Here is a 24,877-nt window from a genome sequence, read left to right on the forward strand (position 1 = left end):
CATTTATCGCTTCAGCCCCAGGCGCGTCTCGCGGTGCCAGATATACAGGCCGCAGGCGACCAGCACCGCCATGCCCGCCGCATCCCGCGCATCCGGCACCTCGCCCCAGAACAGGAAGCCCAGCGCGGCGGTCCAGATGATGCCGGAATACTCGAAGGGCGCGACCACGGTGGTATCCCCGCTGCGGTAAGCCGCTGTCATGAACAGCTGGGCCACGCCTGAAACCGCCCCCACCCCCGCCAGCAGCAGCCATTGCAACGCTGAGGGCCACACCCAGCCCGGCACCGCCACCACCAGCGACATCGCGGCGCAATACAGCGCGAACCACATCACGATGGTCACGCCGGGTTCCCCGCTCTCACCCATGCGGCGGATGCTGATCATGGCCAGCGCCCAGCCCACCGCCCCCAGCAGCACGATGCCAGAGGCCAGCCAATCCTCGCCCAGCGTCTCCCACGGGCGAAGCATCAGCAGCACGCCGCCGAACCCCACCAGCACGGCGGAAAAGCGGCGGACGCCCACCTTCTCCCCCAGCAGCGGCACGGACAGCAGCGTCAGGAACAGCGGCATGGTAAAGCCCAGCGCCGTGACATTGGCCAGCGGCAGGCGGGTGTAGCCGTAATAGACGGTGACCATGCCCACCAACCCCCAGATGGCGCGCCAGAAATGGCCCATCGGGTTCTTGGTGCGCAGCATGGGCCAGCCGCCCGCGCGCATCAGCAGCACCACCAGCACCGGCAGCGCGAACAGCGACCGGAACAGCACCACCTGCGCGAGCGGAATGCGCCCGTCCAGCGCCTTCACGCAGACGGCGGCCAGGGCATAGGTCACGGCGGCGGCCAGCACGCACAATATCGCGCGGCGGCGCTGCGTCTGAAGGGTGTCTGGAGGGCTCATGGACGGGCGATGGAGCCCAGGTTACGGTTCCCGCCCGATGAACACCAGACCCCCCAAGGCACCGCCGATCCCGCCCTATCCGGGCCTCGAGATCCGCGAGGACAGCATCGCCTACAATGGCCGCTTCGCCATGCAGATCGTGCGTTTCACTTACGAACGCTTCGACGGCACCCGCTCTGGCGAGCTGACCTGGGAGCTGTGGCGGCGCGGCCCGGCCGTGGTCGTGCTGCCCTACGACCCCTGGTCGGACAGCGTCGCGCTGATCGAGCAGTTCCGCCTGCCGGCCCATGCCGCGGGCTTCCAGCCCATCATGAAGGAATGCGTGGCGGGGCTGTGCGAACCGGGCGAGGACATGGAGGCCACCGCCCGCCGCGAGGTGCGCGAGGAATCGGGGCTGGAGCCCGACCTGCTGGAACCCATCGGCAAGTTCATGCTGATGCAGGGCGGCAGCGACGAGAATGTGCAGCTTTACTGCGCCCGCGTGCGCCTGCCCGAAGCCGGGGAGGCCGGCACCTATGGCCTGGCCGATGAGCATGAGGACATCCGCCTGACCGTGCTGCCGGCCGAGCAGGCCTTCGCGCTGCTCGACACCCATGGCATGCAGAACGCGACCGGGGCGTTGGCACTGTGGTGGCTGCGCCATCACCGCCCCCGGCTGAGAGAGGAATGGACCCGCGCATGACCCGCCTGATCTTCCGCGACGACGCCTATCTGCGGGAGGCCCCGGGCCTGGTGCTCGCGGTTTCCGAGGCCGGGGTGGAGCTGGATGCCTCCCTGTTCTACGCCCAGGCCGGCGGCCAGCCGGGCGATACCGGCACCCTGGTGTGGGAGGGCGGCGAGATGCCCATCGCCAACACCGTGAAGGGCGAGGGCGACACCGTGCTGCTGAAACTCGCCGAGGGCGCGGCCACGCCCCCCGTGGGTGCGGCGGTGACGCAGCGCCTGGACTGGGATCGCCGCTATCGCCACATGCGCATGCACACCAGCATGCACCTGCTGTGCAGCCTGATCCCCGGAGCCGGGGTGACCGGCGGGCAGATCGGTGCCGACCGCTCGCGCCTGGATTTCGACCTGGCCGAGCCGCCCGCCAAGGAATGGCTGACCGATCGGCTGAACGCGCTGATCGCGGCCAACCACCCCATCACCCAAAGCTGGATCACCACGGAGGAGCTGGACGCCAACCCCACCCTGGTGCGGACGCTGTCGGTGCAGCCGCCGCGCGTGGGCGGGCAGATCCGCCTCGTGCGGATCGGCGCGGGCGAACCCCCGGTCGATCTGCAACCCTGCGGCGGCACCCATGTGGCGGCCACCGGGGAAATCGGCCGCGTCGCGGTGACGAAGCTGGAAAACAAGGGCAAACAGAACCGCCGCGTATATCTGGTGCTGGAGGAAGGCTGAACATGAACGATCTGGTATCCACCGCCTGGCTGGCCGAACATCTCGGCAAGCCGGGGGTGCTGGTGTTCGACACCACGAAATACCTGCCCAACGAGCCCTTCGACGGGAAGACGAAATTCGCCGAGGCCCATATCCCCGGCGCCCGCTTCTTCGACATCGACGAGGTGGCCGATCCCGACGCCAGCCTGCCGCACATGGCGCCCACCGCCGCGCGGTTCGAGAAGCTGATGGCCAAGCTGGGCGTCAGCAACGACAGCGCGGTCATCTTCTATGACCAGAAGGGCGCACAGAGCAGCCCGCGCGGCTGGTGGCTGATGCGCCTGTTCGGCCACAAGAACGCGGCGGTGCTGGATGGCGGCCTGCCGGCCTGGACGCGCGAAGGCCGCCCCATGGAGGCCGGCACCCCCGCCGCCCCGGCCCCCGGCACCTATGTCGCGGACCTGATCGCGGCCCGCATCAAGGGCATCGGCGACATCAAGAACATCATCGCCGATGGCTCGGCGCTGATCCTGGATGCGCGCTCCAAGGGCCGTTTCGATGGCACGGCGCCGGAACCGCGCCCGGGCCTGCCCTCCGGCCACATGCCGGGTGCGGCCAACGTGCCGTTCAACGAGCTGTTCGGCGCCGATGGGCTGATGCTGCCCGCGGCCGAGCTGCGCGCCCGCTTCGCAAGCGCCGGGGTGGATGGCACGCGCCCGCTCGTCACCTCCTGCGGCACCGGGGTCACGGCCTGCGTCGTGGCGCTGGGGCTGGTGCAGGCGGGGCTGCCCGAACCCGCGATCTATGACGGCAGCTGGACCGAATGGGCCGGCCGGCCGGAAACGCCCAAGGAAAACAGCTGAACATGAGCAGCAACCAGCAGAAGTTCGACACGCGCCTGTCCCATATGGCGCGGCCCGGCATCCGCACCCATGGCTTCGTGAACACGGGCGTGCATCGCGGCTCCACCGTGCTCTACCCGGATTGCGCGACCCGCGCCGAGGGCCCCAAGCACCGCTACGAGCAGTGGATGAGCTATGGCACCGGCGGCGGGCCCACCCATTTCGAGCTTGAGAACGCGATCGCCGAGATCGAGGGCGGCACCCACTGCACCATCGTGGGCACGGGTCTCGCGGCCATTTCGGTGCCGCTGCTGGCCTATCTCAAGGCCGGCGACCACATGCTGATGCCCGACAGCGTCTATGGCCCGGGGCGGAACATCGCCACCAAGATGCTGGCCGGCTTCGACATCGAGACCACCTTCTACGACCCCACCATCGACGAGGCCGGCATCGCCGCGCTGATCCGCGACAACACCCGCGTGGTCTATACCGAGAGCCCGGGCAGCCACACCTTCGAGCTGCAGGACATCCCGGCCATCGCCCGCGCCGCCCATGCGCGCGGCGCGGTGGTGATGATGGACAACACCTGGGGCATCCACCACTTCCAGCCCTTCCAGCATGGCGTCGATGTCTCGATCCAGGCGCTGACCAAATATGTCGGCGGCCATTCGGACATCCTGCTGGGCTCCTGCACCGTGAACAGCAAGGCGCATTGGGAAAAGGTGCGCGAGAGCGCGCTGCTGCTGGGCGCCTATGCCTCGCCGGACGATGTGTGGCTGGCGATCCGCGGCCTTCGCACCATGGGCGTGCGGCTGAAGCACCAGGAGGCCTCGGGGCTGGAGATCGCGCGCTGGCTGGAACAGCAGCCGCAAGTGCTGCAGGTGGTGCATCCCGCCCTGCCGAGCCATCCGCAGCATGAGCTGTTCAAGCGCGACTTCACCGGCGCTTGCAGCCTGTTCGGCGTGGTGTTCCAGCCACACTACACGCTGGAGGACGCCTATCGCTTCGTGGAAGCGACCACGCTGTTCGGCATCGGCGCCAGCTGGGGCGGGTATGAGTCGCTCGCCCTGCCGACCACGGGCTTCCTGACGCGCACGGCGGGCACGGGCCATTTCGACGGCCCGATGATCCGCATGCATATCGGGCTGGAGGATGTGGGCGACCTGAAGACCGACCTGCTGCGCGGTTTCGCGGCGCTGGGGTAAGGGAAGGGGGCCGGAAGGCCCCCTTTTCACGCGTCCGGCGAGATGTTGTAGCGGCGGATCAACCCGCCCCAGCGCTCGGCCTCGTCCGCGATGAAGGCACGGAAGGCCTCGGGGCCCTGTGCCGTGATCTGGAAGCCCGCCGCCTCCAGCCGCGCCTTGCCTTCGGGCGCGGTGATGGTGCGCCGGGTGATCTCGAACAGGCGCTGCACGCGCTCGGCCGGCGTGCTGGCGGGCGCGATCAGGCCCGACCAGGCATAGCTCGCGGCATCCGGGATGCCTGCCTCGGCCAGGGTCGGCACGTTCGGCAGGGACGCCACGCGCTCCTCGCCCGTGCAGACCAGGGCCTTCAACTGCCCCTCTCGCACCGGGGAGAGCACGGCGGAGACGATCACCACCATCGCCTGGATGCGCCCGGCCACCAGATCCACCGTCGCCTGGGCGAAGCCGCGATAGGGCACATGCACCATGTCCAGGTCGCCGCGCGCGATCAGGTCCACCATGCCCAGATGCGCGCCCGACCCGGCGCCGACCGAGCCATAGGACAGCTTGCCCGGGTTCGCCTTGGCATAGGCCATGAACTCCGCCAGCGTGTTGGCGGGCACGGAGGGATGGATCACCAGCACCTGCGCCGTGCGCACCATCAGGCAGACCGGCGCCAGATCGCGCGCGGGGTTGTAGGTCAGGTTGGGGAACAGGGCGGGGGCGGTGGCCAGCGGCCCGTTGATCGAGATGCCGAGCGTATGGCCATCCGTCGCCTTGGCCACGGCATCGGTGCCGATATTGCCGCCCGCGCCGGGGCGGTTTTCCACCACGCAGGGCTGGCCCAGCGCCTCGGCGAAGGCGGGGGAGATCACGCGCGCCGTCAGGTCGGGGGTGGAGCCGCCGGGGAAGGGCACGATGATGCGCAGGGGCCGGTCGGGCCAATGCGGCTGGGCGACAGCGGGGGCGGACAGCGCGGGTGCGCCCAGCAGGGCCAGGGCCGCACGGCGTTGGATCTTATGGTCGTTCGTGAACATGGCGCCCGCTGTGTAACAGCTTTTCAGGCGCCCGTCGTCATCACCTCGACAATCCGCCATGCGCGTTCGCTACCATCTGGGGCGCGCGTCACGAGGGTCTCGCCCGGGCGCAGCATGGCGGGGAACTGGATGAATTCCTGCGCCGCATCGCCCAGCGAGTGCCCTTCCTCGGCCAGGCGCAGGGACCAGCAGCCGAAATCATCGTCGTGATGGATGTCCCCCAGCCGCGGCGCGGCATCGGGCGGGGTCAGCGCCGCGCTCCAGTCGGCGGTGCGCGCGGCCCAGGCGGCGGTGTCCGGCAGCCCATGCGGCCCGGCCTCCAGGCTGAGGCTGAGGCGCCAACGGCTGTCCCCCATGGGCAGCCCGGGCGCGGAAAGCAGGGTGAGGGTGATGCGTTGCATGGCTCCATCATAACGCATGATGCGCCGCAGGGTTGTTTCATCGGTGCTGGACATCACCCCCCCTGCCGCGCCACATGCGCGCCATGCCTCGTCCGCCTTCCCGCCCGAACCAGGGCCGCCCCGCCAAGGGCCGCCCCCACTCCCCCAGCAAGGGCCCCCATCAGGGGCGTGAGGACGCGCCGCCGCGCCCGCCGCAAGCCGAGCGCAAACCCGAACGCCAGCCCGAACGCCCGCAGCGGGCGCCGCAGCAGCCCGCCCTGGGGCGCGCCGCCATGGCGGCCCCCGGTGCCCGCCAGGCCGCACAGGCCGCCGCCGCCCGCCAGGCCGCCAGCCAGGCGGGCCGTGGCGCCCGCCCGCCGCAGATGGCCCGCGCGCCGCAGATGCTGGCCGCCGAATCCACCCCGCGCGGCACCTATTGGCTGTATGGGCTGCACCCGGTGCAGGCCGCGCTGGCCAATCCCCGGCGCACCATCCGCCGCCTGCTGCTGACGCAGGAGGCCCACACGGCCCTGGTGCGCCAGGTGCCGCTGCCCTGGTCCGTGATCCCGGAGCAGGTGGACAAGGCCCATCTTTCCAGCTTCCTGCCCGCCGACGCGGTGCACCAGGGCACCGTCGCCCTGGTGGAGCCGCTGGAGGAACCCGATTGGGAAGCCGCCATCACCCGCAATGACGGCCCCGTGCTGGTGCTGGACCAGGTGACGGACCCGCGCAATGTCGGCGCCATCCTGCGCAGCGCCGCGGCCTTCGGCGCCGCCTGCGTCATCATGCAGGACCGCCACGCGCCGCCCGAGACCGGCGCGCTGGCGCGCGCTGCCTCCGGCACGCTGGAAACCGTGCCGGTATTGCGGGAGGTCAACCTCTCCCGCGCGCTGGAAGCCTTGAAGAAGGCCGGCTTCTGGGTGCTGGGCCTGGATGGCGACGGCACCGAGACCCTGGCCGAGGCCGCCCCGCGCGACCGCCGCGTGGTGCTGGTGCTGGGCGCCGAGGGCGATGGCATGCGCCGCCTGACGCGGGAGGCCTGCGACGTGATCTGCCGCTTGCCGATCAGCCCGGAGGTTGAGAGCCTGAACGTGTCCGCCGCCGCCTCGGTGGCGCTGTACGAGTTCGGGAGAACCAGAAAATGACCGATGCGCTGGACCTGATCCTGACCGCGCGGCGCGAGAAGCGGGTGCTGGCGCCGATGGGCAAGGCCGCGCCCGCCGACCTCGCGGCGGGCTATGACTTGCAGCACCGCGTGGCGCGGGCGCTGGGCGCGGTGCCGCCCGCGGGCTTCAAGATCGGGGCCACGACCAAGGTCATGCAGGAGTATCTGGGCCTGCCGGGCCCGGCGGCGGGCTTCGTGCCGCCGGGCACGCCCCAGGCCAGCGGCGCGCGTTTCCGCTTCGCGGATTTCCTGGCGGTTGGCGTGGAGTGCGAGGTGGCGGTGCGCCTCGGCCGGGATATCGCGCCAGGGCCGATCACGGCGGCCGAGGCCGAATCGGCGGTCGCCGATGTGATGGCCGCGATCGAGATCGTGGAAAAACGCTACGGCGACCTGCGGGAGCTGCGCACGCCGACGCTGGTGGCCGACCAGGTCTTCCACGCCGGCGGCGTGCTGGCCGCGCCGCCGAAGAGCTGGCGCAAGATCGACCTGGGCGCCATCTGGGGCGAGATGTTCGTCGATGGCGTCTCGCGTGGCGGCGGCCATGGGCGCGACCTGCTGGGCCACCCGATGGCGGCCCTGGCCTGGCTGGCCGATTCCGGCGCCGCCCATGCCTTTGGCGGGCTGAGGAAGGGGCAGGTGGTGTGGCTGGGCTCCGTCATCCCGCCCCTGTGGCTGGAGGGCCCCTGCCATGTGGAGGCCCGTTTCGAGGGGCTGGGCAGCGCCGAGCTCACCTTTTCTTAAGGGTTACATGGCATGAATCGGACCGGGGCCAGCTTGGGCCCGGTTCACGCCAGGACGGCGCGCGGAGTAGAGGCACCATGCCGTCCAACAAGCCCATCGCCCGTCAGCGGGCCGCCCAGTTGCCGGATTCCTCCCCCAGGGGCCAGGACTGGCACGCGATCCCTGAAGAACTGCAACTGGTGCTGGCGCGCGAAGCCATGCGCCGCGCCGCCGCCACCCTGGCCGAACAGGCCGATCTGCTCGCCTTCGAGATGGAGGAGGGCACGCTGGTCGATCGCGGCGGGCCCGACGCGCTGCGGCTGTTCGCCTCCATCGTGCGGGCGACCAACGCGGATTCGCTGGGCCCAGTGGGGCACGCCTAATGGGGCACGCCTAATGGGGCACGCCTAACCCCGCGCGGCCAGCGCCACGCCCGAGACCGTCAGCACCAGCGCCGCGATCTGCCGGGGGCCGAAGGGCTCGCCCAGAAAGATCGCGGCCCCCGCCACGCCGAACATGGGCGCCAGCATGGTGCCCATGGAGGCCAGGTTGGCCGGCACGCGCTTCACCGCCTCGAACCAGGCCAGATAAGCGAGGCCGAGCGGCATGATCGTCATCCAGGCGAACAGCGCCCAGGCGGTGCCCGAGGCCTCGGCCCAGCGCGGGCTTTCCAGCAGCAGCGCCAGCGGGATCAGCGGCAGCCCGCCGATGCCCACCTGCCACGCCGTCAGCGCCACCGGCGGCAGGCGCAGGGGCATGCGCTTGCCCAGCACCGTGCCCAGGCCGAAGCAGAACCCGGCCATCATCACCGACAGCACGCCCGGCAGCTTCTCCAGCCCCACATCGAAGCGCTGGCCCGCGAACAGGATGCCCACCCCGGTGAAGCACAGCAGCATGGCCGCCACCCGCCGCCAGCCCGGCCGCTCACCCAGCACCGGCCAAGCCAGCAGCACCGTGAAGATCGGCGCGGTATAGGTGACGATGGAGGCCTCGCTGGAAGGCAGCCAGACGAGGCCGATGGTGGCGAAACCCATCCAGGCCGTGACATTCAACAAGGAAGCCAGCACCAGCCGCCCGCGCATGCCGGCCGGCACGGACAGGCTCTGCCCCAGGGCGCGGGCGACGATGGCCAGCAGCAGAGCGGCGATGCAGCAGCCCAGCGCCCGGATGCTCATGGGCGGCAGTTCGCGCAGCAGCACCTTCAGCAACGGCCAGTTGGTGCCCCAGCCAAAGGCCGCGACCACCAGCAGCACCAGCCCTAGGGGGTGAGCAGATGGCACTCCGCGCCCCCTACGAGTGGCGGGGCCTCGGTCGAACAACGCGCGATGGCCACCGGGCAGCGCGGATGGAAGCGGCAGCCGGGCGGGATGTTGGAGGGATCGGGCATCGCATCGCCTAGCCCCACATCGGGCACGCCCAACCCGGGCTCCGGCGTCAGCACGGAGGCCAGCAAGGCCCGCGTGTAGGGGTGGCGCGGCGCCGCGAACAATTCCTTCGCGGGCGCGTATTCCACGAAGCGGCCCAGATACATCACGGCCACCGCATCGGCCACATGCTCCACCACGGCCAGGTTGTGGGAGATGAACAGCGTGGTGATGCCCATGTCCCGCCGCAGCTCGGCCAGCAGGTTCAGGATCTGCGCCTGCACCGACACATCGAGCGCCGAGGTCGGCTCATCGCACAGCAGGATGCGCGGCCGCAGCACCAGGGCGCGGGCGATGGCCACGCGCTGCCGCTGCCCGCCCGAAAGCTGGGCCGGATAGCGCCCGGCCATCTCGGCGGAGATGCCCACGCGCTCCAGCATCGCCAGCGACTGGGCGCGGATCTCGGCGCCGGACAGCCCGCCCTGGGCCACCAGCGGCATGGCCACCACATCCACCACCCGCCGGCGCGGATTGAGCGAGGAGAAGGGGTCCTGGAACACCGGCTGGATCAGCCGGGCGCGGGCACGGCGGTCGAGTGCGCCCAGGGATTGCCCGGCGACCAGCACGTCGCCCTCCGTGGGTGCCAGCAGGCCCAGGATCAGCTTGGCCAGGGTGGATTTGCCGCAGCCCGATTCGCCCACGATGCCCAGCGTGGCGCCTTCCTCCAGCCGCAGGTTCACGCCGTCCACGGCGCGCACCTCCCGCGGCTTGCCGAAGAAGCCCTGCTTCACGTTGAACCGCTTGGCGAGGTTCCTGATCTCGATCGCGGGCGTCATGCCGACAGCACGCAGCGCGAGAGGTGGGTGGTGCCGTACAGCGGGATATCGGCCTCACAGGCCGGCTGCGCGTAGGCGCAGCGGGAGCGGAAGCCGCAGCCCCGGAAGCCCTCGGTCAGCTTGGGCACCATGCCGGGGATGGTGCCCAGCTGCGATCCGGGCGGCAGCTTGCCCGGCACCGGCAGGCAATCCAGCAGGCCGCGCGTGTAGGGGTGGCGGGGGTTGGCGAACAGCTCGGCCGTGGTGGCGGTTTCCACCACCTGGCCCGCATACATCACGGAAACCCGGGTGGCGACGCGCGCCACCACGCCCAGATCATGGGTGATCAGCATCAGCCCCAGCCCCAATTCGGCCTGCAACTGCGCCAGCAGCCGCAGAATCTGCGCCTGGATGGTCACGTCCAGCGCCGTGGTGGGTTCGTCCGCGATCAGCAATTCGGGGTCGTTCATCAGCGCCATGGCGATCATCACGCGCTGGCGCAGCCCCCCCGAGAGCTGGTGCGGAAACTGCCCCAACCGCAGACCCGGGGCAGTGATGCCCACACGGCCCAACAGTTCCTCCGCGCGGTCCAGCGCGGCGCGGCGGGTGCCGCCCTTGTGGCGGGTGCGCACCTCGGCCATCTGCGAACCCACGGTATAGGCGGGGTTCAGGCTCGTCATCGGCTCCTGGAAGATCATCGCGATGCGGTCGCCGCGCAGGCGGGACAGCGCGCGTTCGTTCATCGGCAGCAGGTCGATGCCGTCGAAGGCCATGCGGGCGGCGCGGCGTTCCGCACCCTTGGCCAGCAGCCCCATCACCGCCAGCGAGGTGACGGATTTGCCGCAACCCGACTCACCCACGATGCAATGGGTCTCGCCGCGTTCCACCACGATGTCGGCGCCGCGCACCGCGGCCGTCTGGCCGAAGCGCACATGCAGGTCGCGCACTTCCAACAGGCTCATGCGCGGCCCCCCACCAAGTCTCGCAGGCCGTCGCCCAGCAGGTTGATGCCCAGCACCAGCACGAACAGCGCGATGCCGGGGATCCAGATCACCCAGGCGGAGAAGAACATGAAATCGCGCCCCTCAGCGATCATCAGCCCCCAGCTGGGCAAGGGCGGCGGCACGCCGAGGCCGAGGAAGGAGAGCGAGGCCTCCAGCAGAATGGCCAACGCCATTTCCAGCGTGGCGACCACGGCCAGATGCGACAGGATATTGGGCAGGATCTCGCTGAGCAGGATGCGCGGCGTGGAGCACCCGGCGGCCCAGGCGGCGGAGACATAGTCCAGCCCGCGCACCTGCATGGTGGTGCTGCGCGCCACCACGGCGAAGCGGTCCCACAGCAGCAGCCCCAGCACCGTCACCACCAGCACCGCCGAGGACCCGAACAGCCCCACCACGGCGAGCGCCACCAGCACCACCGGAATGGCCAGGCGCGTGGTGATCAGGAACAGCACCACATCATCCACCCGCCCGCCGAAGAAGCCGCCCAGCACCCCCAGCGTGATGCCGATGACGCCCGAGACGATCACCGTCAGCACGCCGATGATCAGCGACACCCGCGCGCCATACAGCAACCGCGACAGGTAATCCCGCCCCAGCTGGTCGGTGCCCAGCAGGTTGGCGGGGTTGGTGCCCTCCATCCAGAACGGCACCGCCAGGCGGTTGTTCAGATCCTGCGCATAGGGGTCATGCGGCGCGATCCAGGGGGCCAGGATGGCGGCCAACGCCACCAGCACCAGGATCGCCAGCCCGACATACAATCCGGCCTTCTTCATCCGCGCAGCCTCGGGTCCAGCAGGGCGTTCAGCATGTCGGCCGCCAATGTCAGGGCGATGTAGATGCAGGCCAGCACCAGCACCACGGCCTGCACCACGGGGAAATCGTTCTTGGTGATGCTCTCCCACGCCAGGAAACCCACGCCATGCAGGGCGAAGACGCTCTCGATCACGATCGAGCCGCCCAGCATGAAGCCCAGCTGCACCGAGGCGATGGAGACCACCGGCAGCGCCGCGTTGCGCAGCGCGTGCTTGAACAGGATGGAAAAGCGCGACAGCCCCTTGGCCCGCGCGGTGCGGATGTAATCCGACCCCAGCGCCTGGATCATGCCCGAGCGCGTGAGGCGCGTCAGCGCCGGAATGGCCGAGAACGCCAGCACCATGCCGGGCATGACGTAATGCTCCCAGCTGCCGGTGCCCGAGACCGGCAGCCAGCCCAGTTGCAGCCCGAAGAAGATCATCATGATCAGCCCCAGCCAGAAGCCCGGCATGGCCTGGCCCAGCATGGCCACCAGCTGCACCAGCCGGTCCACCCAGGTGTTTTCCCGCACCGCGGCCAGGATGCCCATCGGGATCGACACCACCAGCGCGATGCACAGCCCCACCAGCCCAAGGGTGAGGGTCACGGGCATGCGCTCCAGGATCAGGTCCGACACGCGGGCGCGGAAGAAGAAGCTCTCGCCGAAATCGCCCACCGCGGCCCGGCCCACCCAGGAGAAGAACTGCTGTAGCAGCGGCCGGTCCAGCCCATAGGCGCGGCGGACCATCTCCACATCCTCCTGCGTGGCGGCGGGCCCCGCGATGGAAATGGCGAGGTCGCCCGACAGGCGCGTCAGGGTGAAGGCGAGGGTCAGCACCGTCAGGCTGACCAGCAGGGCGAGCACAAGGCGGCGCAGGACGAAATTGACTATCGATTGAACAGCTAACAGGCAAGCGCGCGTCGTGGCTAGTGCATGCCTCGGCAGCGCGGGACGGGCTTCCAGCGGTGCTGCCCGCAAACTAGGCTCCGGGGCATGGAAACGTGCCAAACACTGCCGGCCCTCAGGGCCGCGACCGCCCGCTTGCGCGCGGCCGGCCGCCGCATCGCCATCGTGCCCACCATGGGCGCGCTGCATGCCGGGCATATCGCCCTGGTCGCCGCCGCCCGCCAGCATGCGGATGCGGTCGTCACCTCGATCTTCGTGAACCCGTTGCAGTTCAACCCGAACGAGGACCTCTCCCGCTATCCGCGCGATGAGGCGGGCGACCTGGCCAAGCTGCGAGAGGCCGGCTGCGACATCGCCTGGCTGCCGGGGGTGGAGGTGATGTACCCGCCCGGCGCCGGCACCACGATCGAGGTGACGGGCCCCACCGCCGGCTGGGAGGGCGATGCCCGCCCCGGGCATTTCCGGGGTGTCGCCACCGTCTGCGCCAAGCTGTTCCTGCAATCGGGCGCCGATGTCGCGGCCTTCGGCGAGAAGGACTGGCAGCAATTGCAGGTCGTCACCCGCATGGCGCTGGACCTGGACATCCCCACCCGCATCCTGCCGGTGCCCACGGTGCGGGAGGCGGACGGGCTGGCCATGTCCTCCCGCAACCGCTTCCTCTCGGCCGATGAGCGCGCCCGGGCACCGCTGTTGATCGCGGCCATGCGCCGCGCGGCCGGGACCATCGCGGGCGGCGCCCCGGTGGCAGAGGCCCTGGCCACCGAGACCGAAGCCCTGGCCCGCGAGGGCTTCCAGCCCGATTACCTGGCCCTGGTGGACGGCCCCAGTCTGAAGCCGCTGGCGGCCATCCAGCCCGGGCCGATGCGGCTGCTGGCCGCGGCCAGGCTCGGCAGCGTGCGGCTGCTGGACAATATCCCGGTGGGTTGAACCCCGCCCTGCAGGAGGAAACGACAATGAATATCAGGAAGTGGCTCGGCGCCCTGCTGGCGCTGGGCATGATGGGGCAGGGCGCCCCAGCCCAGGCACAGGGCCAGGGCCAGACCGTGCGCGTCATCATCACCTGGGCGCCGGGCGGCACCACGGATTACGTGGCGCGCCTGTATGCCCAGCGGCTGTCCCAGGTCACGGGGCAGTCCTTCGTGGTGGAAAACCGCACCGGCGGCAGCGGCATCGTCGGCTGGAACGCCGTGGCCCAGGCCCGGCCGGACGGCACCACCCTGCTCATCACCGACAATTCCATCGTGACCGTGCCGCCGCTGCTGCCCGCCCCAGGCTTCGACGTGCGCCGCCAGTTCGAGCCGGTGACGGAAATGGTGGAATACCCCGCCGTCTTCACCGTGCCCGCGAATTTCGAGGCCCGGACCCTGCAGGACCTCGTCTCCATCGCCCGCGCCCGGCCGGATGCGCTGAACTACGGCTCCATGGGCAATGGCTCGACCATGCATCTGTACATGGAGGTGTTCCAGGACCTGACGGGCGGGCGCATGACGCATGTGCCGTATCGCGGTGCCGGGCCCGCCTATCTGGATGTGGTGGCCGGGCGCATCCAGCTGACCCTGGCCGCCCCGCCCACCATGCTGTCCGGGGCGCAGGCGGGTGCGGTGCGCGCGCTGGCCATCAGCACCAGCGGCGGGCGGGTCGCGGCCTTCCCGGGCGTGCCCACGGCGCGCGAGTTGGGCTTCGATTTCGACCTGGGTTACTGGTACGGCATGTTCGCCCCGCATGGGCTGGACCCGGCCGTGGCCCAGCGCCTGCGCGAAGCGGTGGCCCAGGTGAACGCCATGCCCGACGTGCTGGCCCGCTTCGCCGAGCAGGGCGCCACCCCCATGACCGGCGACCACACCGCCCTGGCCCGCCGCGTGGACACGGAGTTGGAGCGCTGGACCCGCGTGGTGCGCGAGAAGGATATCCGTCCATAAACCTCACGCCCGCGTGAAATCGGGGGGTTCTCCGGCTAGGCGGCGCCTGCCTTCGCGCCGCATAATGGGGATGGAGAACCCGCTGTGATCTTTGCCAGTTTCGAGTTCCTGTTCCTGTTCCTGCCGCTGTTCTTCGCGGTGTATTTCCTCACGCCGTTCCGGCTGCGGAACTGGCCGATCCTGATCCTGTCCTGGGCATTCTATGCCTGGTGGCGGGTGGATTTCCTGGCCCTGCTGGCGGGCGTCACGCTGTTCACCTTCCTGGTCGCGCTCCGGCTGGATGGCGCGGAGGGCAGGGCGCGCGGGCGCTGGCTGGCCTTTGGCCTCACGGGCAATCTGGGCGTGCTGGCCTGGTTCAAATACGCCAATTTCGGCGTGCACAGCTTCAACCAGGCCATGGCCGCGCTGGGGCTGGCGGCGCTGCCCTGGGCGGAGATCATGCTGCCCATCGGCCTGTCCTTCTATGTGCTGCAATCGGTCAGCTATCTGATCGACGTGTACCGGCGCGATGTCCCCGTCTCCCGCAGCTTCATCAACTACGCGGCCTATAAGGCCATTTTCAGCCAGCTGATCGCGGGCCCGATCGTGCGCTATGCCGAGATCGCGGATGAGCTGAAATCCCGCGACCACTCCCTGGCGCTGTTCGGCGCGGGGGCGCGGCGCTTCATGGTGGGCTTCGCCATGAAGGTGGTGCTGGCGGACACGCTCTCGCCCCTGGTGGACGCGGCCTTCGCGCTGCCCGCGCCCTCGCTGGTCGATGGCTGGGTGGCGGCCTTCGCCTATACCTTGCAGCTGTTCTTCGATTTCGCGGGCTATTCGGCCATGGCCATCGGGCTCGCGCTGATGCTGGGCTTCCATTTCCCCGAGAACTTCAACTGGCCCTACCTGTCGCAATCCATCCAGGAATTCTGGCAGCGCTGGCACATGACGCTCAGCCGTTTCCTGCGAGATTACCTGTACATCCCGCTGGGCGGCAGCCGGCAGGGGGCGGTGCGCACCTATATCAACCTGCTGCTGACCATGCTGATCGGCGGCTTCTGGCATGGCGCGAACTGGACCTTCCTGGCCTGGGGCGCCTGGCATGGCGGGCTGCTGGCGCTGCATCGCGGCTGGTCGCGCGGCGGCGGGCGGCTGCCGGTGGCACTGTCCGTGCCGCTGACGCTGTTGGCCGTGATGCTGGGCTGGGTGGTGTTCCGGGCGGAAAACATCGAACAGGCGCTGCGCGTCTATGCCGGCATGGCCGGGCTGCATGGGGTGGCGATGTCCGACGCGCTCGCCTGGCAGATCCTGCCCGAGCAATGGTGGGTGATGGCGTTGGGCGTGGTGATCTGCGCGCTGCCCGCCGCCGGCAGCTATATCGCCTGGCAGCGGGAGCCCGGGGCGATCCGCGGCATCTGGCGTTTCGGCTGGCAGGTGGGGCCGTCGCTGGCCTTCATCCTGGCGGTGGTGCTGCTGTACAGCCGCGCCGCCGTTCCCTTCCTGTATTTCCAGTTCTGAGGGGGGTGCGCGATGCCCTGGCTCGACATCCTTCGCGCGGGCGGGCGGCGGGCAGCCGTGGCCCAGGGCGCCTTCGCCGTGGCGTGGCTGGGCTTCGGCGCCTGGCAGGGGGGCGAGGCCCTGCGCTCCGCCCCCGCGCGGGAACGCCTGGCCCCCACCTTGAATGCCGAGGCCCTGCTGGCCGGGCGCACCGCCGGCGCCATCAACCACATCATGGCCCATGAACTGCCGGTGGATGGCTGGCTGCGCATGGCGGGCGGCGTGCTGCGCTATGGGCTGGGCTCCGGCGGGCCGCAGGTGCGGGTGGGCTGCCAGGGCTGGCTGTACCTGACGGAGGAGCTGCGCCCCTGGCCGGAGGCCTCCGCTGCCATGGCCCGGCGCGTGGCGGGGCTGGCGCGGGTGCGGCAGGCGTTGGCCGCGCGCGGCATCACCCTGCTGGTCACCGTGGCGCCGGACAAGGCGCGCGTGCACCCGGAAAACCTGTGCGGCGCGCCGCTCTCGGCCCAGGCGCGCGACCGCTACCATGCCTTCATGGACATGACGGAGGCCGCGGGCCTGCCCGTGATCGACAGCGCGGCGGCCCTGCGCGCGGCACGGGTGCGGGGCGACGTGTATCTGCGCACCGACACCCATTGGAATCGCCTGGGCGCCGCCGCCGTGGCCCAGGCCGTGGCCGCCCGCCCGCTGCCCTATCGGCGAGAGGACGGCTTCCAGCGCCAGGAACCGCCCGCCGCGCCGCATGTGGGCGACCTGCTGCGCCTGATGAACCTGGAGGACGCGCCCGACGCCCTGCGCCCCGCCCCGGATGTCTATTCCGCCACCAGCGTACAGGCGCCCGAGGCCGGCGGCGGGTTGCTGGACGAGGCCCCGGCGCCGGAGGTGGTGCTGATCGGGTCCAGCTACTCGGTGAACGGGGATTTCCACGGTGCGCTGCAATTGGCGCTGGGCGCGCGGGTGGCCAATTTCGGCCAGGCGGGCGGCGGCTTCGCGGGCAGCGCCATGCGGTATTTCAACAGCCCGGCCTGGCGGGAAAACCCGCCGAAGCTGGTGGTGTGGGAAGTGCTGGAACGCGCCCTAGGCCAGCCGGTCAGCGCGGAGGAATCGGCCTTTCTGGAACGCCCCCTCCGCTAGTCGCTCTACTGCAGCATCAGCGCGAAGCCCGGGATATAGGTCGTCAGCATCAGCACGATCAGCATGACGATGATCTGCGGCCAGATCACCCGGCTGATCGCCGCCAGCGACTGCTTGCTGATCGCCATGCCCACGAACAGGCAATAGCCGATCGGCGGCGCCGCCATGCCGATCGCCACATTCACCACGATCATGGAGCCGAAATGGATCGGGTCCACGCCGAACTTGTTGGCGATGGCGATCAGCATCGGCCCCAGCACCACCATGATCGCGATCTCATCCATCACGGCGGCCAGCAGGAAGAAAGCGATGTTCAGCCCGGCCAGGGCCATCCACTTCTCCTGCACATTCTCGGCCAGCCAGGAGGCGAAGTTCACCGCGATCTGCTCCTGCGCCACCAGCACGCCGAACCCGGTCGAGACGGCGATGATGGACGTGACCATGGCGCTGGTGCGCAGCGCGCCCAGCACGATGGTCGGCAGTTCCGCCCAGGCGATGCGGCGTTCCACGAACAGGCCGATGACCAGGGCGTAGAGGCAGCTCATCGCCGCGGCCTCGGTGGGGGTGAACACGCCGCCATAGATGCCGCCGAGAACCAGCAGCGGCGACAGCAGCGCCCAGCGCCCGGCCACGAAGGCCTGGCCCACCTCGTTCCAGTCGGCCTTGGGCAGTTTCGGCACCTGGTGGCGCCGGGCATGCCACCAGCACACCACCAGCAGCCCCGCCGCGATGGTGAAGCCCGGCACGACACCCGACAGGAACAGCTTCCCGATGGATTGCTCGGCCACGATGCCCCAGATGACGAAGGCGATGGAGGGCGGGATCAGCGGCCCCAGCACCCCGGCCGACACCGCGATGGAGGCCGCGAAAGGCGCCGAATACCCCGCCCGCACCATGGCCGGGATCATGATGCCGCCGATGGCCGCCGTGGTGGCGGGTGCCGAGCCCGAAATGGCCGAGAACACCAGCGCCGCCAGCACCGTCACCATGGCGAGCCCCCCGGTGCGGTGGCGCACCAGCGTGCCCGCGACCTCCACCAGCCGTTGGGACATGCCGCCGGCGGACATGATCTCGCCCGCCAGCATGAACAGGGGAATGGCCAACAGGCTGAAGCTCTGGGAGCCCGCGATCAGCTGCTGCGCCAGGAAGGCGGGCTCGATATCGGCCAGCAGCAGCGCCAGGGCGGTGACGCCCATGATGGCGAAGGCGAAGGGCACGCCGAGGACGGCCAGCGCCCCCAGCCCGGCGGTCAGGGCAAGGGTCACGCTCATGCAGCGCGCTCCGGCGCCAGGGCGTGCTCGATGGCGAAGACCGCGCCCAGCGCGCCCGCGATGGGGGCCATGATGTTGAGCAGCTCCGCCGGGTATTCCATCGCCGCCGAGTAGGACCCGCCCGCCATGTCCATGAAGCGCAGCCCGGACCAGAACAGATAGCCGCACAGCACCGCCGTGCCCGCCGCGATCACCCGGCCGAGCGCCGCGCGCGGGGCGGGGGGCAGGGCCTCCGGCAGCAGGGTGAGGGCGACGTGGAAGCCCTCACGCACGCCCAGCGCCAGCCCGCCCAGCGTCGCCCAGGAGAACATGAGCACCGCCAGCTCCTCGGACCATGAGGGGGCGGCGAGGAAGACGTAGCGCATCACCACCTGGATCACGATCGCGGCGAACATCACCAGCACCGCCACGACCAGGCTGGCCTTCAGCAGAGAGGCCAGCGCGGCAGTCGCTCGCCGCATCAGCCCGCCGCCGCCAGCGCGTCCCGCACGATGTCGGCGCCGATGGCGCCGCGGAAGCTTTCGTACATGGGCAGCACGGCGCGGCGGAAGGCGGCGGGGTCCGCCACCTCGTTCACCGCCATGCCGCGCTGGCCCAACGCGCCCACCAGCGCGCGCGCATTGGCGGCGGCGGCGGTGCGCTGGCGGGCGGTCGCGGCGACACCGGCCTCACGCACGGCGGCGCGCAGATCGGGCGCCAGCCGGTCATGGCTGCGCTTGGCCATCAGCAGGCCGATCATCGAATAGATGTGGTTGGTCATGGAGAGGTAGCGCGTGACCTCGTAGTATTTGTTGGCGTCGATGACCGCGAGCGGGATTTCCAGCCCGTCGATGGCGCCCTGCTGCACGGCGGTGAAGGTCTCGCCCCAGGCCATGGGCACGGCGGTGCCGCCGAGGGCCGTGTACATCCCCACATAGATCGGGCTTTGCAGCACGCGGAACTTTACGCCCCGCAGGTCGCCCGGCTGCACGATGGGCCGGACATTGTTGATCATCTGGCGGAAGCCGCCTTCCATATAGCCCAGATTGACCACGCTCTTGCTTTCCAGCCGCTGGGCGAGCGACTGGCCCACCGCGCCGTCCAGCACGCGCTGGGCGGCGGCGGCATCGGCGAACAGGAAGGGCATATCGTTGATCTGGAAGGCGGGCTCGATCTGTGCGATCACGGCGTTGGTGATCACGGCCAGGTCCACCGTGCCCAGGCGCATGCCGTCCAGCATCGGGCGCTCATCGCCCAGCGCGCGGTTGGGGAACAGCTGCACCTCGATGCGCTCGCCCACGCGGTTCGCCAGCTCCTCCTTGAAGAAATGCGCGCCCATCGCGTAGGGGTCCTGCGCGCTGTCGCTGGTGGTCCAGCCCACCTTCAGGGTGGGGCGGGCCTGGGCCCGCGCCAGGACAGGGGTGGCCAGCACGGAAGCGCCCAGCAGGGCGCCGCGACGGGTGAGCAGCATGAATGTTTCCTCAATATTGGTGATTTTGTCACAAACTGCGCTGTAACGGCCGTGGCATCAAGCCTTGACCTGCCCCCCGCATGGCGGAAAACCCGGGGCATGAGCGAACACGATCCGGGCGGTAAGGTCAGGCTGGCATTGGCTGGCGATGTGGTGTCGGCGGCGGGGTTCTCGCCGTGCCGGCGGTACCGCACCTGGCTGGAACGCCGTTGGGACGGCCAGCCCATCGGCAGCGGCGACCACGCGGCCTTCATCGGCATGAACCCCTCCACGGCCGATGAGAATGTGGACGACCCCACGGTGCAGGGCTGCATGGCGCGCGCCCGGGCCTGGGGATTCGGGGCGGCGGTGATGCTGAACGCCTTCGCCTATCGCGCCACCGACAAGAAGCGCCTGCTGGAGACCGACGACCCCATCGGACCGGGCAATGACCAGGCGATCCTGGATTTCAGCCGCCGGGCGGGGCGGGTGATCGCGGCCTGGGGCCAGCCGCCGAAGCCGCTATTGGGGCGCGGGCGGCAGATCGCGGCCATGCTGGCGGGGGCGGGGGTGCCGCTGCTGTGCTTCGCGGTGAATGCCGATGGCAGCCCGAAACACCCGCTCTATGTGCGGCGCGACGCGGTGCCGCTTCCGTACAAGCCTTGATCGATCAGATTTTGGTATCATGACGATAGCCGGACGCGCCTTGGCACGGACCGGCCGTGGGACCATTTTCTCTCAACGAACAGAAGGATCGAACCCATGGCAAAGCCGAAGCTTCATCCCGTCGCCAATGATCTGGGCGACAACGCCAAGACCGCCAGTGTTACCCTGCTGAACGCCGCCCTGGCGGATGTCATGGACCTGACGAACAGCGTCCGTATGGCGCATTGGACCGTGAAGGGCCCGCAATTCGCCGCCCTGCACGCGCTGTTCGAGACCTTTTACGACCAGCTGGGCGAACAGACCGACGATGTGGCCGAGCGCATCGTGCAGCTGGGCGGCACGCCCAATGGCACCACCCAGCAGGTGGGCAGCCTGACGCGGCTGGCACCCTATGACGCCACGCTGCGCGCGGGGCTCGATCACGTGAAGGCGCTGAAGGACCGTTACGCGGCCTTCGCCGCGACCACCCGCGCCGCGGTGGATGCCTCGGCCGAGGCGGGCGACGCGGATACCGCCGACCTGCTGACCGGCCTGTCCCGCGTGCTGGACAAGGCGCTGTGGATGCTGGAAGCGCATCTGGAGGCGTAAAAGGGAAGGGGGGCCGAAGCCCCCCTTTCTGGTCAGCCCGGCAGGGCCTTCAGCTCGGTTTCGACGAAGCTGAGGAACTTGTCCCCCGCATTCACCACATTGTGCTCCACCCCGGCGAAACGCTGGTAGGAGACACCGGCCTTCAGCTCATAGGTGCCGGTGGTGCCATCGGCCATTTCGGCCATCAGCGTGCCGTCGGTCACGGGCACCACCACATAGAACCAGCCATGGCGATGGAAGCCGGTCTCGGCGCCGGGCTCGAAATCCCAGCGCGTGACGCGCACGTGCTGGTCGTCGATCTGCACCGTGCCGGTGGCCGGCGCGCGGCAGCGCAAGGGTTCGCTGGCCATGGGCTTACTCCGCCGCCTGCTTGGTGGCGAAGCCCGGCAGCGGGATGGCACCCGTGGCCACCCAGGCAGCCCAGGCCGCGTCGGCGGCGGCGCCCTGCAGGGGCAGGTGCGGCGGGCGGATGTTCAGCCAGCCCTTGTCGCCGCTGCTGCGGGCGATCACTTCGCGCAGGTTCGGGATCAGCGGCGCGGAGGTCGCGGCCCGGCGCGTGGCGGTCAGCATGGCCTGGGCCGCATCGGCCTCGGGGCCCGTGCGCTTGGCATAGACGATGCCGCCCCAATGGGAATTGGCATTGCCGGCGGCGGTGATGCAGCCCGCGCCACCCTCGGCCAGGATCTTCTGCAGGTATTCGTCGCTGCCCGAATACACCTCGAACCCACGGCTGGCGAAGCGGTCGATCATCGCCTTCATGTTGGCGTAGTCGCCGCTGCTGTCCTTCACGCCCTTGATCACGCCCGGGAAGGCGGTGGTCAGGCGGTCGATCAGGTCCAGGCTGAAGGGCACGGCCGACTGCTGCGGGAAGTGGTACAGATACAGGGCGATCCCGCCGCCCACGCGCTTCACCACCTCGGAGAAATAGGCGAACAGCCCGTCGTCGGACGGCGCCTTGTAGTAGAAGGGCGGCAGCAGCAGCACGCCGCGGCAGCCCTGCTCACGCGCATGGATGGTCAGTTCCACCGTGTCGGTGATGGAGGGGCAGCCGGTGCCCGGCATCATCTTGGCCGCCGGCACGCCGCGCGCGACCAGGCCTTCCAGGATCTGCTTGCGCTCATGCAGGCCGAAATTGTTGGCCTCGCCCGTGGTGCCCAGCACGCCCAGGCCGTTGCAGCCATTGGCCAGCAGCCAATGGCAATGCTTGGCCATCGCATCCAGGTTCAGGGAAAGGTCAGCGTTCATCGCGGTCAGCACCGCGGCGTTCACGCCACCGTAGAGGGCATCCTTCATGGGCGGTTCCTTTTTCTCGGAAGGGGGCCTGCCTGTTTCGGCCAACGGCCGGGCCAGGGCACGACATGGGTTTCGAGCGCGCCGGCGTCGCGTTCCGGCACCACGCGGTGGGCGACGGACACCCCCGCCTCGAACACGGTTTCCGCCCGGCCGGAGACCAGCGGGTGCCAGTCGGGCAGATCGCGCCCCTCGGCCAGCAGCCGGTAGGCGCAGGTGGGGGGCAGCCAGTCGATCTCGCGCACCAGCTCCGGCGTCAGCTGCATGCAGTCGGGCACGAAGCGGCGGCGCTTCTCATAGTTGCGGCAGCGGCCGGTGGCGCCATCCAGCAGGCGGCAGGCGACATTGGTGAAGCCCAGCTCGCCCGTGTCGTCGTCGCGCAGCTTGTGCAGGCAGCAGCGGCCGCAGCCGTCGCACAGGCTCTCCCACTCGGGGCGGGTCATCGCCTCAAGGGGTTTCGCGCGCCAGAAGGGCTGTTGGTCTGCCATCGGGGCGCAACATAGTCGGGGATGGCGGCCGGGGCCATTCCCCTGTCAGCGAATGCGAATGGTCGCACCCGCCGCCGTGCCCTCCGCATCCAGCACCGTGATGCGGTACTGCCCGGGGCCCGGCGGCTGCCAGCGCGCGTCCCGCCGGGCGGGCTCGGTGGGCAGCGGCGCGCCATCCACCAGGAAGGTCAGCGGCCGCCGCCCGCCCGCCGAGCGGATCACGAGGTCGGAACCCTCCTCCAGCACCGCGCCCGGGGGCGGGAACAGCAGGCGCAGCCGGTCCGGCAGTTCGGCCATCGGCGCGACCTGGGCGCGCACGCGCAGCGGCGCCAGGGGCGCGGGCGGCACCAGCGCCATCACCCGCGCCAGGATGGGCAAAGCGAGCCGCGCGCCCGTGGCCCCCGGCATGGGCGTGCCATCGGGCCGGCCCACCCACACGCCTGCCACATGCCGGGCATCGAAGCCCATGGCCCAGGCATCGCGCCCGCCCCAGCTGGTGCCGGTCTTCCAAGCGACGCCGGCAGGCCCGCCGCCCGGAAAGGGCTGCACCAGCACCGCGCCCACCTGGGCGGCGGCGTGGGGTTCGAGCACCTGCCGGGCCTCGGCGCGCGGGCCGGGGCGCAGGGCCAGCGGCGCGGCCCGCCCGCCATCGGCCAGCGTGGCATACAGCCCCACCATGCCGCGCAGCGTGAACCCCGCCCCACCCAGCGCCAGAGGCAGAGAGGGATCGGCCCCGGTCGGCAGGCGCGGGGCGAAGCCCGCCTCCTTCAGCAGCCCCGCGAAGCGCACCGGCCCCAACTGCGCCAGCAGCGCCACCGCCGGCAGGTTCAGCGATTGCCTCAGCGCGTCGGCCACCGTGATCTGCCCGGCGAAGCCGCGGTCGAAATTCTCCGGCGCATAGGCCCCGAAGCTGCGCGGCATGTCCGACAGCAGGGTGGCGGGCGTCACCAGCCCCTCCTGGAAGGCCAGCGCATACAGCAGGGGTTTCAGGGCTGAACCGGGGGAGCGGCTGGCGGCGCTGAGGTCCAGCGCGCCCGCCCGGGCCTCCGCCATCCATGCCCCGCCCGCCAGGGCGCGGACGGCGCGCGGCTGGGTCTCGGCCAGCATGATCGCCACCGAGGCACGCTCCGGCAGACCCGGCAGGCTTTCGGCCAGGATGGCCTCGACCGCGCGCTGCAGCCCGGCATCCAGGGTAGAGGGCCCGTTGCGCAGCTGCCGCGCCAGATGCGGCGCCAGGCGCGGCAAGGGCTGGCGGCGGGTGGGGATGGCGACCAGCCGGGCCATTTCCGCGTCCTCCTGCTCCACGGCCGGGGCGGCGCGGCTGAGCAGCACGGCATCGCGCGCGCGGCGGGCGGCCTCGGGATGGCGGTCGGGGCGGCTGCGGGTGGGCTGGCGGGCCAGGCCCACCAGCAGGGCGGCCTCCGCCATGTCCAGCTGCCGGGCGGGGCGGCCGAACCAGGCGAGCGCCCCCGCGCGCACACTCTCTATGTTGCCGCCCTGGGGGGCGAGGGTCAGCCACAGCCCCAGGATCTCATCCTTCGAGTAGCGCCGTTCCAGTTGCAGGGCGCGCAGCGCCTCGATGGCCTTAGCCGCCAGGGTGCGCGGGCGCGGCTCCAGCATGCGCGCCACCTGCATGGTCAGGGTCGATCCGCCCGAGACCACGCGCCCCCGCCGCACCCATTGCCCCGCCGCGCGCGCCAGCGCCAGCGGGTCCACGCCCGGGTGGTGGCGGAAGCGCCGGTCTTCGGCCGCGATCAGCATGGCCAGCAGATGCGGGGGCACATCGCCCACGCCGGTCGCCAGCCGCCACACCCCGCCCGGGGCCGGCAGCACCGACAGGGTGCGGCCGTTGCGGTCCGTCACCTCGCCACCCACGGCCAGGGCGCGCGCCATGGGCGGGGGCAGGAAAGCATCCAGCAGCCAGGCCCCGCCCGCCAGCAGAACTGTGACCAAGAAGGTGATGGCGAAGCGCCGGCGCATCCCCTATCCATCCCCTCCTGAGTGAACACGACTGCCTTGGTCTATACCAAACAGCCGCCCCGTATCTCCTCACGCAGAGCGGGGATTGACGCAGCGGTCATGATAACAAATTGCAGTCTTCCAGTCCGGGCTTG

General features: G+C 70.4%; 28 protein-coding genes. 13 read left to right on the forward strand and 15 right to left on the reverse strand.

Going from position 1 to position 24,877, the window contains the following annotated elements; genetic code table 11:
• Positions 1-3 precede the first annotated feature (3 nt).
• Positions 4-897: a DMT family transporter gene (locus tag GT007_RS05750; protein ID WP_160120626.1), complete on the reverse strand. Its 894-nt coding sequence runs from the start codon at positions 895-897 to the stop codon at positions 4-6.
• Positions 898-934: 37 nt separating this feature from the next.
• Here GT007_RS05750 and GT007_RS05755 point away from each other — a divergent pair, with 37 nt between their 5' ends.
• From GT007_RS05755 to metC, 4 genes are read left to right on the forward strand one after another with little or no spacing between them, the layout of a single operon-like run.
• The gene (locus GT007_RS05755; RefSeq protein ID WP_160120627.1) at positions 935-1,579 is read left to right on the forward strand and encodes an NUDIX domain-containing protein; all 645 of its coding nucleotides are present in this window, start codon (positions 935-937) and stop codon (positions 1,577-1,579) included.
• On the forward strand, positions 1,576-2,295 hold the full coding sequence (locus GT007_RS05760) for an alanyl-tRNA editing protein (RefSeq protein WP_160120628.1): 720 nt from the start codon (positions 1,576-1,578) through the stop codon (positions 2,293-2,295). Before GT007_RS05755 ends, GT007_RS05760 begins: the two co-directional genes overlap by 4 nt.
• A gap of 2 nt (positions 2,296-2,297) precedes the next feature.
• Complete coding sequence (locus tag GT007_RS05765) at positions 2,298-3,137, forward strand: sulfurtransferase (RefSeq protein ID WP_160120629.1); 840 nt, start codon at positions 2,298-2,300, stop codon at positions 3,135-3,137.
• 2 nt (positions 3,138-3,139) lie between these two features.
• The gene (metC, locus tag GT007_RS05770) at positions 3,140-4,321 is read left to right on the forward strand and encodes a cystathionine beta-lyase (protein WP_160120630.1); all 1,182 of its coding nucleotides are present in this window, start codon (positions 3,140-3,142) and stop codon (positions 4,319-4,321) included.
• 26 nt (positions 4,322-4,347) lie between these two features.
• On the opposite strand, the gene GT007_RS05775 is transcribed toward metC, so the two are convergent.
• Both GT007_RS05775 and GT007_RS05780 read right to left on the reverse strand, forming a co-directional pair.
• Entirely contained in the window at positions 4,348-5,337 is a 990-nt protein-coding gene (locus tag GT007_RS05775) for a Bug family tripartite tricarboxylate transporter substrate binding protein (RefSeq protein WP_160120631.1), read from the reverse strand.
• Positions 5,338-5,360: 23 nt separating this feature from the next.
• Entirely contained in the window at positions 5,361-5,738 is a 378-nt protein-coding gene (locus GT007_RS05780; RefSeq protein WP_160120632.1) for a hypothetical protein, read from the reverse strand.
• An 83-nt stretch (positions 5,739-5,821) separates the two neighbouring features.
• Between GT007_RS05780 and rlmB the strand changes: the two genes are divergently transcribed.
• The 3 genes from rlmB (at position 5,822) to GT007_RS05795 (ending at position 7,985) form a co-directional block, all read left to right on the forward strand.
• Positions 5,822-6,862, forward strand: a complete 1,041-nt coding sequence (gene rlmB, locus GT007_RS05785) for a 23S rRNA (guanosine(2251)-2'-O)-methyltransferase RlmB (protein ID WP_160120633.1) — start codon at positions 5,822-5,824, stop codon at positions 6,860-6,862.
• On the forward strand, positions 6,859-7,623 hold the full coding sequence (locus tag GT007_RS05790) for a 2-keto-4-pentenoate hydratase (protein ID WP_160120634.1): 765 nt from the start codon (positions 6,859-6,861) through the stop codon (positions 7,621-7,623). The genes rlmB and GT007_RS05790 overlap by 4 nt, the downstream gene beginning before the upstream one ends.
• 77 nt (positions 7,624-7,700) lie before the next feature.
• Positions 7,701-7,985, forward strand: coding sequence for a hypothetical protein (locus tag GT007_RS05795; protein ID WP_236571522.1), 285 nt, complete (start codon positions 7,701-7,703; stop codon positions 7,983-7,985).
• 24 nt (positions 7,986-8,009) lie between these two features.
• On the opposite strand, the gene GT007_RS05800 is transcribed toward GT007_RS05795, so the two are convergent.
• The 5 genes from GT007_RS05800 to GT007_RS05820 are packed head-to-tail and all read right to left on the reverse strand — an operon-like array spanning position 8,010 to position 12,487.
• Positions 8,010-8,882, reverse strand: coding sequence for a DMT family transporter (locus GT007_RS05800; RefSeq protein WP_236571523.1), 873 nt, complete (start codon positions 8,880-8,882; stop codon positions 8,010-8,012).
• A complete protein-coding gene (locus tag GT007_RS05805) occupies positions 8,861-9,802 on the reverse strand; it encodes an ABC transporter ATP-binding protein (protein ID WP_160120635.1) in 942 nt (313 codons plus the stop codon). The genes GT007_RS05800 and GT007_RS05805 overlap by 22 nt, the downstream gene beginning before the upstream one ends.
• Complete coding sequence (locus tag GT007_RS05810) at positions 9,799-10,743, reverse strand: ABC transporter ATP-binding protein (RefSeq protein ID WP_160120636.1); 945 nt, start codon at positions 10,741-10,743, stop codon at positions 9,799-9,801. Before GT007_RS05810 ends, GT007_RS05805 begins: the two co-directional genes overlap by 4 nt.
• On the reverse strand, positions 10,740-11,558 hold the full coding sequence (locus GT007_RS05815) for an ABC transporter permease (RefSeq protein ID WP_160120637.1): 819 nt from the start codon (positions 11,556-11,558) through the stop codon (positions 10,740-10,742). The genes GT007_RS05810 and GT007_RS05815 overlap by 4 nt, the downstream gene beginning before the upstream one ends.
• Positions 11,555-12,487: an ABC transporter permease gene (locus GT007_RS05820; RefSeq protein WP_457852335.1), complete on the reverse strand. Its 933-nt coding sequence runs from the start codon at positions 12,485-12,487 to the stop codon at positions 11,555-11,557. Before GT007_RS05820 ends, GT007_RS05815 begins: the two co-directional genes overlap by 4 nt.
• Before the next feature lie 84 nt (positions 12,488-12,571).
• Between GT007_RS05820 and panC the strand changes: the two genes are divergently transcribed.
• From panC to GT007_RS05840, 4 genes are all read left to right on the forward strand, one after another.
• Positions 12,572-13,411 carry a pantoate--beta-alanine ligase gene (gene panC / locus GT007_RS05825; protein WP_160120638.1) on the forward strand — a complete coding sequence of 280 codons (840 nt, stop codon included), beginning with the start codon at positions 12,572-12,574 and terminating at the stop codon, positions 13,409-13,411.
• Positions 13,412-13,437: 26 nt separating this feature from the next.
• The gene (locus GT007_RS05830; protein WP_160120639.1) at positions 13,438-14,403 is read left to right on the forward strand and encodes a Bug family tripartite tricarboxylate transporter substrate binding protein; all 966 of its coding nucleotides are present in this window, start codon (positions 13,438-13,440) and stop codon (positions 14,401-14,403) included.
• A gap of 84 nt (positions 14,404-14,487) precedes the next feature.
• Complete coding sequence (locus tag GT007_RS05835; protein ID WP_160120640.1) at positions 14,488-15,900, forward strand: MBOAT family O-acyltransferase; 1,413 nt, start codon at positions 14,488-14,490, stop codon at positions 15,898-15,900.
• 12 nt (positions 15,901-15,912) lie between these two features.
• Complete coding sequence (locus tag GT007_RS05840) at positions 15,913-17,031, forward strand: alginate O-acetyltransferase AlgX-related protein (protein ID WP_160120641.1); 1,119 nt, start codon at positions 15,913-15,915, stop codon at positions 17,029-17,031.
• Between the two features lie 5 nt (positions 17,032-17,036).
• Here the strand turns inward: GT007_RS05840 and GT007_RS05845 are convergent, their stop codons facing one another.
• From GT007_RS05845 to GT007_RS05855, 3 genes are read right to left on the reverse strand one after another with little or no spacing between them, the layout of a single operon-like run.
• The gene (locus GT007_RS05845) at positions 17,037-18,302 is read right to left on the reverse strand and encodes a TRAP transporter large permease (RefSeq protein ID WP_160120642.1); all 1,266 of its coding nucleotides are present in this window, start codon (positions 18,300-18,302) and stop codon (positions 17,037-17,039) included.
• Complete coding sequence (locus GT007_RS05850) at positions 18,299-18,763, reverse strand: TRAP transporter small permease (RefSeq protein ID WP_160120643.1); 465 nt, start codon at positions 18,761-18,763, stop codon at positions 18,299-18,301. Before GT007_RS05850 ends, GT007_RS05845 begins: the two co-directional genes overlap by 4 nt.
• Positions 18,763-19,752 carry a TRAP transporter substrate-binding protein gene (locus GT007_RS05855; protein ID WP_160120644.1) on the reverse strand — a complete coding sequence of 330 codons (990 nt, stop codon included), beginning with the start codon at positions 19,750-19,752 and terminating at the stop codon, positions 18,763-18,765. The genes GT007_RS05850 and GT007_RS05855 overlap by 1 nt, the downstream gene beginning before the upstream one ends.
• Positions 19,753-19,851: 99 nt before the next feature.
• On the opposite strand from GT007_RS05855, the gene GT007_RS05860 reads away from it, so the two are divergent.
• Entirely contained in the window at positions 19,852-20,397 is a 546-nt protein-coding gene (locus GT007_RS05860) for a DUF1643 domain-containing protein (protein WP_160120645.1), read from the forward strand.
• A 96-nt stretch (positions 20,398-20,493) separates the two neighbouring features.
• A complete protein-coding gene (dps, locus tag GT007_RS05865) occupies positions 20,494-20,985 on the forward strand; it encodes a DNA starvation/stationary phase protection protein Dps (protein WP_160120646.1) in 492 nt (163 codons plus the stop codon).
• Positions 20,986-21,017: 32 nt separating this feature from the next.
• Here the strand turns inward: dps and GT007_RS05870 are convergent, their stop codons facing one another.
• Genes GT007_RS05870 through pbpC form a run of 4 tightly spaced genes read right to left on the reverse strand, consistent with a single transcriptional unit; the run spans position 21,018 to position 24,743 of the window.
• Complete coding sequence (locus GT007_RS05870; RefSeq protein WP_160120647.1) at positions 21,018-21,335, reverse strand: cupin domain-containing protein; 318 nt, start codon at positions 21,333-21,335, stop codon at positions 21,018-21,020.
• Positions 21,336-21,339: 4 nt separating this feature from the next.
• Positions 21,340-22,278: a dihydrodipicolinate synthase family protein gene (locus GT007_RS05875; protein ID WP_160120648.1), complete on the reverse strand. Its 939-nt coding sequence runs from the start codon at positions 22,276-22,278 to the stop codon at positions 21,340-21,342.
• A complete protein-coding gene (locus tag GT007_RS05880; RefSeq protein ID WP_160120649.1) occupies positions 22,275-22,763 on the reverse strand; it encodes a YcgN family cysteine cluster protein in 489 nt (162 codons plus the stop codon). Before GT007_RS05880 ends, GT007_RS05875 begins: the two co-directional genes overlap by 4 nt.
• Before the next feature lie 45 nt (positions 22,764-22,808).
• Entirely contained in the window at positions 22,809-24,743 is a 1,935-nt protein-coding gene (gene pbpC / locus GT007_RS05885) for a penicillin-binding protein 1C (RefSeq protein ID WP_160120650.1), read from the reverse strand.
• Positions 24,744-24,877 lie beyond the last annotated feature (134 nt).

The organism is Rhodovarius lipocyclicus (genome assembly GCF_009900765.1).
Lineage (GTDB): Bacteria > Pseudomonadota > Alphaproteobacteria > Acetobacterales > Acetobacteraceae > Rhodovarius > Rhodovarius lipocyclicus.

Excerpts from the sequence above, each read along its gene's own strand:
- GT007_RS05750 (WP_160120626.1), bottom strand. The coding sequence starts at position 897 with ATGAGCCCTCCAGACACCCTTCAGACGCAGCGCCGCCGCGCGATATTG.
- GT007_RS05755 (WP_160120627.1), top strand. The coding sequence starts at position 935 with ATGAACACCAGACCCCCCAAGGCACCGCCGATCCCGCCCTATCCGGGC.
- GT007_RS05760 (WP_160120628.1), top strand. The coding sequence starts at position 1,576 with ATGACCCGCCTGATCTTCCGCGACGACGCCTATCTGCGGGAGGCCCCG.
- GT007_RS05765 (WP_160120629.1), top strand. The coding sequence starts at position 2,298 with ATGAACGATCTGGTATCCACCGCCTGGCTGGCCGAACATCTCGGCAAG.
- metC (WP_160120630.1), top strand. The coding sequence starts at position 3,140 with ATGAGCAGCAACCAGCAGAAGTTCGACACGCGCCTGTCCCATATGGCG.
- GT007_RS05775 (WP_160120631.1), bottom strand. The coding sequence starts at position 5,337 with ATGTTCACGAACGACCATAAGATCCAACGCCGTGCGGCCCTGGCCCTG.
- GT007_RS05780 (WP_160120632.1), bottom strand. The coding sequence starts at position 5,738 with ATGCAACGCATCACCCTCACCCTGCTTTCCGCGCCCGGGCTGCCCATG.
- rlmB (WP_160120633.1), top strand. The coding sequence starts at position 5,822 with ATGCCTCGTCCGCCTTCCCGCCCGAACCAGGGCCGCCCCGCCAAGGGC.
- GT007_RS05790 (WP_160120634.1), top strand. The coding sequence starts at position 6,859 with ATGACCGATGCGCTGGACCTGATCCTGACCGCGCGGCGCGAGAAGCGG.
- GT007_RS05795 (WP_236571522.1), top strand. The coding sequence starts at position 7,701 with ATGCCGTCCAACAAGCCCATCGCCCGTCAGCGGGCCGCCCAGTTGCCG.
- GT007_RS05805 (WP_160120635.1), bottom strand. The coding sequence starts at position 9,802 with ATGACGCCCGCGATCGAGATCAGGAACCTCGCCAAGCGGTTCAACGTG.
- GT007_RS05810 (WP_160120636.1), bottom strand. The coding sequence starts at position 10,743 with ATGAGCCTGTTGGAAGTGCGCGACCTGCATGTGCGCTTCGGCCAGACG.
- GT007_RS05815 (WP_160120637.1), bottom strand. The coding sequence starts at position 11,558 with ATGAAGAAGGCCGGATTGTATGTCGGGCTGGCGATCCTGGTGCTGGTG.
- panC (WP_160120638.1), top strand. The coding sequence starts at position 12,572 with ATGGAAACGTGCCAAACACTGCCGGCCCTCAGGGCCGCGACCGCCCGC.
- GT007_RS05830 (WP_160120639.1), top strand. The coding sequence starts at position 13,438 with ATGAATATCAGGAAGTGGCTCGGCGCCCTGCTGGCGCTGGGCATGATG.
- GT007_RS05840 (WP_160120641.1), top strand. The coding sequence starts at position 15,913 with ATGCCCTGGCTCGACATCCTTCGCGCGGGCGGGCGGCGGGCAGCCGTG.
- GT007_RS05845 (WP_160120642.1), bottom strand. The coding sequence starts at position 18,302 with ATGAGCGTGACCCTTGCCCTGACCGCCGGGCTGGGGGCGCTGGCCGTC.
- GT007_RS05850 (WP_160120643.1), bottom strand. The coding sequence starts at position 18,763 with ATGCGGCGAGCGACTGCCGCGCTGGCCTCTCTGCTGAAGGCCAGCCTG.
- GT007_RS05855 (WP_160120644.1), bottom strand. The coding sequence starts at position 19,752 with ATGCTGCTCACCCGTCGCGGCGCCCTGCTGGGCGCTTCCGTGCTGGCC.
- GT007_RS05860 (WP_160120645.1), top strand. The coding sequence starts at position 19,852 with ATGAGCGAACACGATCCGGGCGGTAAGGTCAGGCTGGCATTGGCTGGC.
- dps (WP_160120646.1), top strand. The coding sequence starts at position 20,494 with ATGGCAAAGCCGAAGCTTCATCCCGTCGCCAATGATCTGGGCGACAAC.
- GT007_RS05870 (WP_160120647.1), bottom strand. The coding sequence starts at position 21,335 with ATGGCCAGCGAACCCTTGCGCTGCCGCGCGCCGGCCACCGGCACGGTG.
- GT007_RS05875 (WP_160120648.1), bottom strand. The coding sequence starts at position 22,278 with ATGAAGGATGCCCTCTACGGTGGCGTGAACGCCGCGGTGCTGACCGCG.
- GT007_RS05880 (WP_160120649.1), bottom strand. The coding sequence starts at position 22,763 with ATGGCAGACCAACAGCCCTTCTGGCGCGCGAAACCCCTTGAGGCGATG.
- pbpC (WP_160120650.1), bottom strand. The coding sequence starts at position 24,743 with ATGCGCCGGCGCTTCGCCATCACCTTCTTGGTCACAGTTCTGCTGGCG.